This is a genomic window from Zhengella mangrovi, assembly GCF_002727065.1.
Classification (GTDB): domain Bacteria; phylum Pseudomonadota; class Alphaproteobacteria; order Rhizobiales; family Rhizobiaceae; genus Zhengella; species Zhengella mangrovi.
This window is the reverse complement of sequence record NZ_PDVP01000001.1, coordinates 775,893-787,811: the sequence shown is the minus strand read 5'-3', so window position 1 is coordinate 787,811 and position 11,919 is coordinate 775,893. Positions and strand designations below refer to the sequence as shown.

General features: G+C 66.3%; 13 protein-coding genes. 5 read left to right on the top strand and 8 right to left on the bottom strand.

The window, feature by feature from the left end:
- Positions 1-152: 152 nt before the first annotated feature.
- From CSC94_RS03890 to CSC94_RS03880, 3 genes are all read right to left on the bottom strand, one after another.
- The gene (locus CSC94_RS03890) at positions 153-2,012 is read right to left on the bottom strand and encodes a feruloyl-CoA synthase (RefSeq protein ID WP_099303875.1); all 1,860 of its coding nucleotides are present in this window, start codon (positions 2,010-2,012) and stop codon (positions 153-155) included.
- Between the two features lie 119 nt (positions 2,013-2,131).
- Complete coding sequence (locus CSC94_RS03885) at positions 2,132-3,049, bottom strand: DMT family transporter (protein WP_099303873.1); 918 nt, start codon at positions 3,047-3,049, stop codon at positions 2,132-2,134.
- A 53-nt stretch (positions 3,050-3,102) separates the two neighbouring features.
- Positions 3,103-3,864 carry a GGDEF domain-containing protein gene (locus tag CSC94_RS03880; protein ID WP_165784303.1) on the bottom strand — a complete coding sequence of 254 codons (762 nt, stop codon included), beginning with the start codon at positions 3,862-3,864 and terminating at the stop codon, positions 3,103-3,105.
- Between the two features lie 129 nt (positions 3,865-3,993).
- Here CSC94_RS03880 and CSC94_RS03875 point away from each other — a divergent pair, with 129 nt between their 5' ends.
- Complete coding sequence (locus CSC94_RS03875) at positions 3,994-4,692, top strand: pyrimidine 5'-nucleotidase (RefSeq protein ID WP_099303869.1); 699 nt, start codon at positions 3,994-3,996, stop codon at positions 4,690-4,692.
- 9 nt (positions 4,693-4,701) lie between these two features.
- Here the strand turns inward: CSC94_RS03875 and CSC94_RS03870 are convergent, their stop codons facing one another.
- The 4 genes from CSC94_RS03870 to CSC94_RS03855 form a co-directional block, all read right to left on the bottom strand.
- A complete protein-coding gene (locus CSC94_RS03870; RefSeq protein WP_099303867.1) occupies positions 4,702-5,277 on the bottom strand; it encodes a copper chaperone PCu(A)C in 576 nt (191 codons plus the stop codon).
- Between the two features lie 123 nt (positions 5,278-5,400).
- Entirely contained in the window at positions 5,401-5,793 is a 393-nt protein-coding gene (locus CSC94_RS03865) for a DUF2946 family protein (RefSeq protein ID WP_114647846.1), read from the bottom strand.
- Between the two features lie 60 nt (positions 5,794-5,853).
- Entirely contained in the window at positions 5,854-6,639 is a 786-nt protein-coding gene (locus CSC94_RS03860) for a GGDEF domain-containing protein (protein WP_099303863.1), read from the bottom strand.
- A 31-nt stretch (positions 6,640-6,670) separates the two neighbouring features.
- Positions 6,671-7,510: an LOG family protein gene (locus CSC94_RS03855; RefSeq protein WP_099303861.1), complete on the bottom strand. Its 840-nt coding sequence runs from the start codon at positions 7,508-7,510 to the stop codon at positions 6,671-6,673.
- A gap of 144 nt (positions 7,511-7,654) precedes the next feature.
- Between CSC94_RS03855 and dapD the strand changes: the two genes are divergently transcribed.
- The 4 genes from dapD (at position 7,655) to CSC94_RS03835 (ending at position 11,179) form a co-directional block, all read left to right on the top strand.
- Positions 7,655-8,509: a 2,3,4,5-tetrahydropyridine-2,6-dicarboxylate N-succinyltransferase gene (gene dapD / locus CSC94_RS03850; protein WP_099303859.1), complete on the top strand. Its 855-nt coding sequence runs from the start codon at positions 7,655-7,657 to the stop codon at positions 8,507-8,509.
- A gap of 91 nt (positions 8,510-8,600) precedes the next feature.
- Positions 8,601-9,368 (top strand): hypothetical protein, encoded by a 768-nt coding sequence (locus tag CSC94_RS03845; RefSeq protein WP_099303857.1) that lies wholly within the window; start codon positions 8,601-8,603, stop codon positions 9,366-9,368.
- A gap of 10 nt (positions 9,369-9,378) precedes the next feature.
- The gene (gene dapE / locus CSC94_RS03840; RefSeq protein WP_099303855.1) at positions 9,379-10,584 is read left to right on the top strand and encodes a succinyl-diaminopimelate desuccinylase; all 1,206 of its coding nucleotides are present in this window, start codon (positions 9,379-9,381) and stop codon (positions 10,582-10,584) included.
- Between the two features lie 4 nt (positions 10,585-10,588).
- Positions 10,589-11,179, top strand: coding sequence for a transporter (locus tag CSC94_RS03835; RefSeq protein ID WP_099303853.1), 591 nt, complete (start codon positions 10,589-10,591; stop codon positions 11,177-11,179).
- On the opposite strand, the gene truA is transcribed toward CSC94_RS03835, so the two are convergent.
- Positions 11,170-11,919, bottom strand: coding sequence for a tRNA pseudouridine(38-40) synthase TruA (truA, locus tag CSC94_RS03830; RefSeq protein WP_099303851.1), 750 nt, complete (start codon positions 11,917-11,919; stop codon positions 11,170-11,172). The two genes, CSC94_RS03835 and truA, sit on opposite strands and share 10 nt — an antisense overlap.

Genomic DNA, 11,919 nt, shown 5'->3' with positions numbered 1-11,919 from the left:
CCGCAATTTCGCGAGCGCGAAAGTCTGCAACTTTCGCTGAAATTGCTTGTCGATCACGTCCGCATCACCTTCTTCGAAGTGCTCTGACCCGCCTGATCGGATTCGCGGGCGGGACAGGCCAGCGACAACTGCCAGCCCGCCGCCTCCCGGGCCTACTTCGCCCGGTTCGTCACCAGGACGTGCCCCGCCGGCTCGTCGGCATAGATATCCTCGATGAGATGGGCGCGGGCGGCCATGACGGCGCGCTGGTTGATCGAGCCCTTGTCGGTGACCTCGTGATCGTCGAGCGAGGGCGGGCTGTCGACGATGATGGCGCGGGCGACGAAATTGGAACTCCCCGTCGATGACGCCCCCAGGTCGTCCAGCCGCTGCTGGAAGAGGCGCCGCACCTCCGGATTGGCCGCCACGGCCGCATCGTCGGCGTCGGCCAGTTCCGGTGCGATCCTGCGTACCGCATCGTGGTCGGTGAACAGCAGCGCGCCGATGAAGTTGCGGTTGAGGCCGGTCAGCACGGCGTCTCGGACGTAGGGCGCGAAGGTCTTGACGATCTTCGCCCGGACACCGGCGAAATCCACCCAGGTGCCGGTCGACAGCTTGAAATCCTCGGTCACGCGGCCGTCGAAGATCAGCCCCTTGTCCGGGTCCGACGGATCCACGAACTTCAGCGCGTCGCCCATCAGGTAGAAGCCCTCCTCGTCGAAGGCCTCCTTCGTCTTCTCGGGCTGACGCCAGTAGCCCGGCGTTATCGAGGGGCCGCGCAGGCGGACCTCCGTCTTCTCCGCGTTGGGCACCAGCTTGAGTTCGAGACCCGGCGCGGGCAGGCCCACCTCGCCGGGGCGCTCCACCGCCCAGGTCGTTGTCAGCGCGAAGGGCGCGGTCTCCGTGGAGCCATAGCCGGTGACGATGACGACCTTCTCGCCCACGGTCTGCTCGGCATTGCTTTCCAGCGCGTCCCAGACATGCTGGGACAGCCCGGCCCCGGCGTATTGCATCAGCTTGAGACGGGAATAGAAATTCCTGCGCAGCGCGTCGTTGCCGGCGAACTGGGCGGTCAGCATCTCGTAGCCCTTGGGCACGTTGAAATAGAGCGTCGGCGCGATATCGGTCAGGTTGCGGACCGTGGCGGCGATGCCCCTGGGCGTCGGCGAGCCCTCGTCGATGTAGAGCGAACCGCCGTTGTAGAGCACGAGGCCGAAGTTGTGGTTGCCGCCCGCGGTGTGGTTCCAGGGCAGCCAGTCGACCAGGACCGGCGGTTCCTCGCGCATGAAGGCCATGGCGTTGACGATCATTTCCTGGTTGCAGGCCATCATGCCGTGGGTGTTGATGACCGCCTTGGGCATGCCGGTCGAGCCCGAGGTGAACAGGAATTTCGCCACCGTATCGGGCGTGATCGCGGCATGGGCCGCCTCCACGGCGTCCCCGGCCGGGGTTGCGAGCAGTTCGTCGAAGAGATGGGTGTCGTAGCCCTCGACCGGCTCGCGGGCCACGACGAGGCTCATGCCCGGCTTCATGACGGCGGCCAGCGCCTTTTCATAGGGTTTGCCATCAGCGGTGAAGACCATGCCCGGCGTCAGCAGGTTGCAGACGTGTTTCAGCTTGGCATGATCCTGCGAGACGAGCGAATAGGCCGTGGAAACCGGCGCATAGGGTATGCCAGCATACATGGCACCCAGCGCCATGAGCGCATGCTCGACGCTGTTGCCGGACAGGATGACCATCGGCCTGTCGGCAGAAAGGCCATGGTCCAGCATGTATTCGCCGATGGAGCGGACGCGGGCGAGCGCCTGGGCATAGGTGACGGTGCGCCATTCCCCGTCGCGCCGGTCGGCCAGGAAGATCCGGTCGGGCGCCTTCCCGGCCCATTCGTCGAGCCGGTCGGTGACAGACCGCGGAAAGTCCCCGAGCTTGTGCGGCGAGCGAAGGATAACCGAACCGTCATCCCTGCGTTCCACCTCGACCGAGAGATCGCCGAGCAAAACCGGACGCATGCCGGGCACGTTGAGAAGCGCCATGAAATCCTCCCTGAATTTGTTATCTTGTATAACAATTCAGATAGAACCTGTCTACAGGCAAGCGCGGGTCTGCGCCGGCCAACGACCGGAACGGCAGGCGGTCCGCCGGTGTCACGCGGTCAGGGCAAGAGGACGAGAAGGACGATCCCGGCGACGATCATCAGGCAGCCCGCGATCTCCAGCCGGTGCATGCGCTCGCGGAAGACGAAAAAGGTCGAGGCGAAGATGAACAGCATCTCGATCTGGCCGAGCGCCTTGACCACGGCAGCCTGCTGCAGGGTCATGGCGGCGAACCAGCCAAAGGAGGCGGTGGCGCCGGCAAGGCCGGTCAGGGCGGACATGCGCCAGGCGTGGCGGATGCGGCCGAGTTCGGCCCGGTCGCGCCACAGCATCCAGCCCAGCATCAGGAGTGTCTGCAGCAGGATGGCCGCGACCAGCACCGAGGCTGCCTGGACGAAGAAATTCGGTTCGGCCATGGTTTCGGCCAGCGATAGCGATGCGGCGCGGTAAGCGACCGCGGCAATGCCGAAGATGGTGCCCGAGCCGAGGCCGATGGCGGCCGTGCGGGTGAAGAGGGAAGAGACGAGGGCGCGCGGCGTGACCGGCCCGCGGGCCACCGAGATAAGCATGACCCCGGCGACGGACACGCAGATGGCCAGCAGGGCGCCCGGCGTCACCCGGTCACCCAGGAAAATCAGGCCGAACACGGCCGCCTGCGCCGGCTCGGTGCGCGAATAGGCGCTGCCGACGGCAAAATTGCGCAGCGAGAACATGTGCACCAGCAGGGCCTGGGCGGCGATCTGCGACACCGCCCCGACCACGACCCAGAAGAGGAACCCGGCATTGGGAGACGGCAGCGCCTGTCCGCTCGCCCAGAGGGACCCGGCAAGGAAGAGAAGCGCGAAGGGCGCACCGAAACCAAAGCGCACGAAGGTGGCGCCCGTGGTGCCCATGGCACCCTTCAGGTGCTTCTGGAGACTTGAACGGATATTCTGGACAAAGGCGGCGGCGACCGTGATGACGATCCAGGCTTCCATGGGGATCTCCGGGGAAAGGCAAGATAGCCTTTATCCCGCAACGGAGTTCCCGATCAAGCCGCGTGCGGCAGGCGGCCGGCGATCACCACGAGGTTACGGCCGCCATTCTTGGCGGCATAGAGCGAGGTATCGGCCGTCCGCAGGGCTTCCGAGAGGGGCAGGTCCTGGGCCTCGACCACGCCGCCGATCGACACGGTCAGGGGATGGCGGACGCCCTCGGCCGGTTCGAAGACGATCGCCTCGACGGCCCGGCGCACACGTTCGGCGACCAGGAAGGCCTCCTCGCCGCAGGCGCCCTTCAGGTAGACGCCGAATTCCTCGCCGCCGATGCGGCCGACGATATCCTGCGCGCGGACGCTTTCGCGGATGCGGCGGGTGATGGCGATGAGCGCCTCGTCGCCGGTCAGGTGCCCGTAGCGGTCATTGATCGACTTGAAATGATCGGCATCCAGGATCAGCAGCGTGCCACGGTCGGACTTGCGACGCAGCGACGACAGCTGGTTCATGAAGAATTCGCGGTTGAGGAAGCCCGTCATCGGGTCGATCTCGACCTTGCGGCGCAGGTCGGCGTTGGAGCGCTCCAGCTCCTGGCGCACGGCATCCAGGTCCAGGACGGCAAGGCGATGTTTCTCGGACTGGACGAACAGGTAGGCCACCAGCGGCAAGGCCACCAGGAAAGGGGCGATCGACGCGGCAACCGAACCACCGGCTCCGAAGCCGGCCGGCGCCAGAAAGTGCAGGACCGCGGCCAGCGCGGATGCCAGCACGAGGGCGCCCGTGCACACCAGAAAGGTCTTTCCAAAGATGGACTGCATGCCGCGTCCTCCTGCTTCGATCCTTACGGTAGCCATATCTTTTTAAGGAGTTGCTTTTTCAATACCGCCAATTTTCGACAAATTGGATGCGTGGATGCGCGGGCACATCGCCCGTGCCATAGTGCGGCCATGACGACGATTCCCCTCCAGGCCGATTTCCGCCATGTCACCAACTGGGTGTTCGACCTCGACAACACCCTGTACCCGCACCATGCGAACCTGTTCGCGCAGATCGACGTGCGCATGACGCGCTATGTCTCCGACCTGCTGCAATTGCCGCGCGACGAGGCGCGCAAGGTGCAGAAGGATTTCTACCGGGACTACGGCACGACGCTGAAGGGCCTGATGGAGGTGCACGGGATCGACCCGGACGATTTCCTGCAGAAGGTGCATGACATCGACTATTCCTGGCTCGAGCCGGACCCGGGCCTGGGCGAGGCCATTGCGGCGCTGCCGGGCCGCAAGTTCATCTTCACCAACGGGGACCGCGGCCACGCCGAACGCACCGCGCGGCAGCTGGGGATCCTCGATCATTTCGACGAGATCTTCGACATCGTCGCGGCCGGGCTGGTGCCCAAGCCGGCGCAGGAGACCTATGACAAGTTCACCGCGCTGCACCGGGTGGCCGGCGAACAGTCGGCGATGTTCGAGGACCTCGCGCGCAACCTGACCGTGCCCAAGGCGCTCGGCATGAAGACGGTGCTCATCGTGCCGCGCAACTTCGAGCCGGATTTCGCCGAAGTCTGGGAGCGCGACGAGGACCACGAGGGGGTCGTCGATCACGTGACCGACGACCTGAAGGGCTTTCTCGCCGCGCTGACGGTCTGAAGCGGGCGGTCAGCCGCCCTGCTTCATCATGCCGCCGTGCCCGCCGTTCTTCATCTCGCCCTTGCCGTCTCCCTGGTTCATCTTCATGCGGCCGTAGTCGAACGGCATGACCTTGAGGTCGAGGTCGACCTTGCCGGCCTTCTGGAAGGTCAGCGTGACCGGGACGGCGGTGCCTTCCTTGAACGGTGCCTTCACCTCCAGGAACATCAGGTGGAAGCCGCCGGGTTTCAGTTCCACCGTCCCGCCCGCCGGAATCGGCAGGCCGTCGGCCAGCTCGCGCATGCGCATGACGCCGTTCTCGACGGCCATTTCGTGCACTTCGCCGCGGGCGTCCGGCGTTTCCATCTTCAGCAGGCGATCATCCTCGCTGCCGGTGTTGCGGATGGTCACGAAGCCACCGCCGGCGGGCTGGTTGGGGAGCATGGCGCGCGCCCACATGCCGGTCAGTTCAAGGTCGCCGACCTTGACGGGTGCCTGGTCCATGACCATCGCGGCCTTGTCCCCGGCCATCGCCGAAGTCACGGGCACCAGGGCCGGCAGGACCAGCGTGGTGGCCAGGGCAATCATCTTCACGGTACGGTTCATCTGTCTCTCCTCGCGGGCGGCGCCCTTCCCCGGGCGTCCAGACCGCTGATATCAAAATCACATCATCCTGGTTTCAGGCTGCGAATGCCGCATTCGAGCACACGGCGGCCAGGCCGTCGTTGCTCAGGCGCAAACAGGCGGTCCGCGGATGGCCGGCAGCGATGTTCGCGGCCGGGCCGGCGCGGCCTCGTTGCCACGGGTCCAGCGCGTCGGTGAGGCGATGCGGACCGGGACCACGAGGACAGGCGGCTGGCTTGCGAGAACCGGCTGGACATGCGCACCGGCAAGGCAGAAGGGGCAATCATCGGCGGCGGGCGTCGTTCCGGGCGCCCTGCCGGGATCGGCCTGCACGGCCCCGAAGGACGAACAGATCATGCCGGCGAAGGGTCCGCCGGCGGCCTTGGCCTCGGCCAGCGGCTTGGCGTGCACGACAAGGATCACCAGCGCGGACAGGATGGCGAATGCCAGCCCGTCGCGGCGCAGGGATGCCATGAAGGTGCGCGGTCGTCTGCTCATCGGCACCGGTCTAGACCGAACCGGCCCTGGATGGGAAGGGGTTATGGCGTCGCAGGACCGTCAGGCGGCCGCGTCGAAGCGGATCCGGTTTCGGCCCGCGTTCTTGGCCTGGTAGAGACAGCGGTCGGCCCGGCGGACAATATCGGTCACCACAGAGCCATGGGGCGCGTGGCTGCCGCCGATGCTGATGGTCAACGGCTGGCGCATGCCGTCGGCCGGCCAGAACTCGATTGCCTCGACCGCGACACGAAGGGTCTCGGCAACCCGGCGAACGTCGAACGCGTCCCCGCCCGCCAGCAGAACGGCGAATTCCTCGCCACCGATGCGGCCGACCAGGGCGCTTGGCGGCGCTGCGGAGAGAAGCGCGGCCGCGACCAGTTCGATGGCACGATCGCCGGCAAGATGCCCCCAGGTGTCATTGATCGGCTTGAACCGGTCGATGTCGAGAATGAGGAGCGCCGGACCGTCTCCCGCCTTCAGGACATGCTCGGCCTCGTCGAAGAATGCCTCGCGGTTCAGCAGACCCGTCATCGCGTCGACGCGGGAGCGTGCCTTGAGCAGCGCATGCATGTCTTCCAGTTCGACAAGCAGGCTTTCCAGGCGCCGGTTCTGGCGCAGGCAGTACCAGGCGACCGGCGAGCCAATGCCATAGCTGCCGAGTACCGCGCAGACATAGTTGGCGGTGTAGACCTCCTGGCCCATGGCCGGGAAGGTGACCTGGATGAGCGCCACCGCCGCGGCAAGCGCCACGGTTCCGACCACCATGCCGCCCGTCACCGGATCACGCAGACGCGACCACAGGCGCGCCAGAGCCGATGCCGGCCGTCTTTCCCCTGCCTTTTCCATGGCCTTGTCCCGGAAGCCTCGCGTGCGTGCCCTAGAGATCGTAGAATTCGACGAGGGCCGCCCAGGCCTCGTCGGCGGTGTCGACGAAGGTGATCAGGTCCGGATCGTCCGGCGAGATCGTGCCCTGCGCGGCGAGGAAATCGAGGTCGATGGCGTTGCGCCAGAACTCCTTCCCGAACAGCAGCACGGGAACGCGCTCCATGCGGCCGGTCTGGATCAGCGTCAGGGTCTCGAAGAGTTCGTCCATCGTGCCGAAGCCGCCGGGGAAGACCGACACGGCCTTGGCGCGCATGATGAAGTGCATCTTGCGAATGGCGAAATAGTGGAAGTTGAAGCACAGCTCCGGCGTGACATATTCGTTCGGCGCCTGCTCGTGCGGCAGGACGATGTTGAGCCCGATCGACGGCGCGCCGACATCCTGCGCGCCTCGATTGCCGGCCTCCATGACGCCCGGCCCGCCGCCGGTGACGACCACGAACTCGCGGTAGCGCGACTTGGCCGATTCCTGCGAGCAGAGGCGGGCGAACCTGCGCGCCTCCTCGTAATAGCGGGCGTTGGCCTCGAGGTTCTTCTTCTGTACATCGTTCTTGGCCGCCCAGGCCTTGCCGCCGGGCTCGGGGATGCGGGCGCCGCCGAACAGGATGACGGTGGAGCGGATGCCGCGTTCGGCCAGCATCATCTCGGGCTTGAGCAATTCCAGCTGAAGGCGCACCGCGCGCAGGTCGCGCTGTGTCATGAAGTCCTGGTCGGTCCAGGCCAGGCGGTAGGCCGGCGCGCGCGTCTGCGGCGTGTCGGGCACCGAGCGGGCGCGGGCGGCATCCTCGCCGGAATGCGGCAGTGGCGTCCAGCTCGACTTGTCTTCCGGATTCATGAATCAGCATCCCCGCTTGGCAAAGGTGAAACCTGCTTGCGCGCGCGATTGACCCCGTCCGGCCGTTCGCATACTTTCCGCGCGATTTTCCCGGGGGAAGCGTATTTCCCAATCTCTTAACACGACGTGTAGCGGAGCCTGCCGATGTCCAAGCCCGACCTTGCCGCCCTGGAAGCCGTGATCGAAAAGGCGTTCGACGAACGCGACGGCATCACCACCTCCACCCGCGGCGAAGTGCGCGATGCGGTGGAAACCGCGCTCAACCTGCTCGACAAGGGCGCGGCAAGGGTGGCCAGCCGCGGCGCGGACGGCAACTGGGTCGTGCACCAGTGGCTGAAAAAGGCGGTGCTGCTGTCGTTCCGGCTCAACCCGATGGAGATCATCAAGGGCGGACCGGGCGAAGCGACGTGGTGGGACAAGGTGCCGTCGAAGTTCGATTCCTGGGGCCCGAAGGAATTCGAGAACGGCGGCTTCCGCGCCGTGCCGAACTGCGTCGTGCGCCGTTCGGCCTTCATCGGCAAGGGCGTGGTGCTGATGCCGTCCTTCGTCAACCTCGGCGCCTATGTCGACGAGGGCACGATGGTGGATACCTGGGCCACCGTCGGCTCCTGCGCGCAGATCGGCAAGAACGTCCACCTGTCCGGCGGCGTCGGCATCGGCGGCGTGCTGGAGCCGCTGCAGGCCGGCCCGACCATCATCGAGGACAACTGCTTCATCGGCGCACGCTCGGAAGTGGTGGAAGGCTGCATCGTGCGCGAGGGCGCGGTGCTGGGCATGGGCGTCTACATCGGCAAGTCGACCAAGATCGTCGACCGCGAGACGGGCGAGATCCACATGGGCGAGGTGCCGCCCTATTCCGTGGTCGTGTCGGGTTCGATGCCGGGCAAGAACCTGCCGAACGGCGAGCCGGGCCCGAGCCTCTATTGCGCCGTCATCGTCAAGAAGGTCGACGAGCGCACCCGCTCCAAGACCTCGATCAACGAGCTTTTGCGCGACTGATCGCAGGAGACCTGCCCGCTCCGCCGGCACACGGCGGGGCGCGGCCGGTACCCGCAAGGCTTTTTCAAGCCTTTGCTGATATCACGGGCGCATGCCCTATTCGAAGCTCGACGCCGACAAGATCATCGCCACCGCCGAGCGGCTTGAACGCCGCATCGGCGAGCGATTTCCGGATTCGGGCCTGTGCAACGTGGCCGGCGAACTGGTGGAAACCGGACGCGATATCAGCGCGGACGCGGCCACCATCGAGAAAAACGACTGGTTCTGGCGCACGCTCACATGGCTCGGCATCGCGACCGGCGTCATCGTCCTGTTCTTCGCCGCCCGCTTCCTGCGTTTCGACCGCATCGAGACCGGGACGTTCGACATTCTCCAGGGCATCGACGCGCTGTTCAACACCGCCGTCCTGACCGGCGCGGGCGTCATCGCCCTGATGGGGCTCGAGCGGCGCCAGAAGCGCAAGGCCGTGCTGGAAGGGCTGCACAAGCTGCGGTCGCTGATCCACATCATCGACATGCACCAGCTGACGAAGGATCCGGCGGCGCTGTCGCACGACTTCACCCGGACCGACAGTTCGCCGCCGCGCACCATGTCGGCGATCGAACTGAAGCGCTACCTGGACTACTGCTCCGAACTGCTGTCGCTGACCGGCAAGTTCGCCGCGCTCTATGCCCAGACGCTGCCGGACATGGACGTCGTCAATGCCGTCAACGACGTCGAGGGCCTGGGGACCAACCTGTCGCGGAAGATCTGGCAGAAGATCATGCTGACCGGCGAACAGGGCGGACGCCCGGCTCCGGACATTTCCAAGTCGCCGGGATCGCAAGCGGCTGATGACAGCCCAGCGCGCTTGGGCTAATCAGGCATTCATGACTCGCACAACCGACCCTGCCGCCATCCTGGCGGACCTCATCCGTTGCCCCTCCGTGACGCCCGCCGAGGGCGGCGCGCTCTCCGTGCTGGAAAACCTGCTGAAACCGCAGGGCTTTTCGGTGGAGCGCCCGGTCTTTTCGGAAGACGGGACCCCCGACATCGAGAACCTCTACGCCCGCTACGGCACGTCCGGCCCGCACCTGATGTTCGCCGGCCACACGGACGTCGTGCCGGTGGGCGACGAGGCGGCCTGGAGCGCCGGGCCCTTTGCCGCGGAGATCCGCGACGGCATGATGTACGGGCGCGGCGCGGTGGACATGAAGGGCGGCATCGCCTGTTTCGCCGCCGCCTTCGCCCGCCATGTCGAAGAGCACGGCCTGCCGGAAGGCTCGGTTTCCTTCCTCATCACCGGGGACGAGGAAGGCCCGGCCGTCAACGGCACGGTCAAGCTGCTCGACTGGGCGGCGAAGAAGGGAGAAAGCTGGGACGGGTGCCTGGTCGGCGAACCGACCAACCCGGGCCAGCTCGGCGACATGGTCAAGATCGGGCGGCGCGGCTCGGTGTCGGGCCGGATCGTCGTGCACGGCATCCAGGGCCACGCGGCCTATCCCCACCTGGCCGACAACCCCGTGCGCTCGGTCATCATGCTGGCCGAAGCGCTGATGACGCCGCCCTTCGACGAAGGTTCCGCCGATTTCCAGCCGTCCAACCTCGAGGTGACTTCCATCGACGTCGGCAACACGGCAACGAACGTCATCCCGGCGAAGGCCGAGGCGCGCTTCAACATCCGCTTCAACGACCACTGGACCGCCGAGACGGTGATGGAGGAAATCCACAACCGGCTCGACCAGGCGGCACAGGAAACGCGGCTGCGGCCTGGCGGACGCGAGCCGGTGTCCTTCGACCTGATCTGGGCGGACCGGCCGAGCCATGTCTTCCTGACGCGCGACGACGACCTGATCGCCACGATCTCCGGCGCGGTGGAAGCGATCACCGGGCGCGAGCCTGCGCTGTCGACCTCGGGCGGCACGTCCGATGCCCGCTTCATCAAGGACTATTGCCCGGTGGTCGAGTTCGGGCTGGTGGGCCAGACCATGCACATGGTGGACGAACGGGTGGCGGTGAGCGACCTGGAAAGCCTGACCCAGATTTACCAGCATTTCATCGCCTACTGGTTTGCCGCCAAGCGGGCCGGAGCCTGATGGAATGATCGACGCGGACTACGTGCAATCGCATGTCTCCGCCGCATGGCGGATCATGGCGACGGCCAAGGGCGATGCCCTGGCACGCATGGACATTTCCGCGGACGGGTTCTGGCTTTCCTTCTGGTCGATCCTCATCGCGATGCCGCCTATGCTGCTCTCCTGGGTGGCGGCGGCCCCCGATTTCGCGGCCGCGGACGATTCCTATTCCTCGGTGGTCCTGCGGCTCGGGTTCGCCGATCTCGTCTCCTGGATCCTGCCGCTCGCCGGACTGGCGATGGTGAGTTCGCTGATCGGCATGCGGCAACGGTTCGCCCCCTATGTCATCGCGACGAACTGGGGCAGTGCCATTCTCGTCTGGCTGGCGGTTCCGCCGGCGCTGGTGCGTCTGGCCTCGCCTGCCGAACAGGACCCGTCGGGCCTGTTGTCGCTGATCGTCTTCGTGCTGTCGCTGGTGCTGGGCTGGCGCATCACCCACGGGGCGATCGGCCGCGACCCGATGTATTCCACGGCGATCTTTATCGGCATGACGGTCGCCTCGATCCTCGCACTGGTCGCGCTGCATGCCCTGCTCGGACTGCCGGGTCAGCCGTAGTCGACGTCGGTCAGATACAGCCCGTGCGGCGGTGCCAGCGCCCCGCAGGCCTGGTGGTCGCGGGCTTCCAGCGCGCGGCGCAGATCCTCCTTCGTCCATCGCCCCTCGCCGACGAGCTTCAGCGAACCGACCATGGACCGCACCTGGTTGTGCAGGAAGGAGCGGGCGGAGCACCGGACCTCGATGGCATCGCCATTCCGGACAATTGCGATGCGTTCCATCGTCTTGACCGGGCTCTTTGCCTGGCAATGGGCGGCGCGAAAGGTGGTGAAGTCATGGGTGCCGATCAGCACCCCGGCGGCATCGGCCATGGCCGCCTCGTCGATGGTGCCCTTCTTCACCCACCAGGCGCGATCGCGCTCCAGGGCAAGCGGCGGGCGGCGATTGACGATGCGATAGAGGTAATGCCGGCGAATGGCTGAAAAGCGGGCGTGGAAACCGTCCACGGCCTCCTCCACCGACAGGATGGACACCGCTTCGCCGGCCTCGCGCAGCATGGCATTGACCGCCTCGTGGAACTTGAACGGCTGCCATTCCCGCTCCAGGTCCGCGTGGCAGACCTGCCCGGTGGCATGGACGCCGGCATCGGTGCGCCCGGCAACCTGCAGCCTCACCTCCTCGCGGGCAAAGCGGGCAATCGCCGCCTCGATGGCGGCCTGCACGCTGTGGCCATTCGTCTGGCGCTGCCAGCCCCTGTAGGGCGTGCCGTCATATTCCACGATCATGCGGTAGCGCGGCAT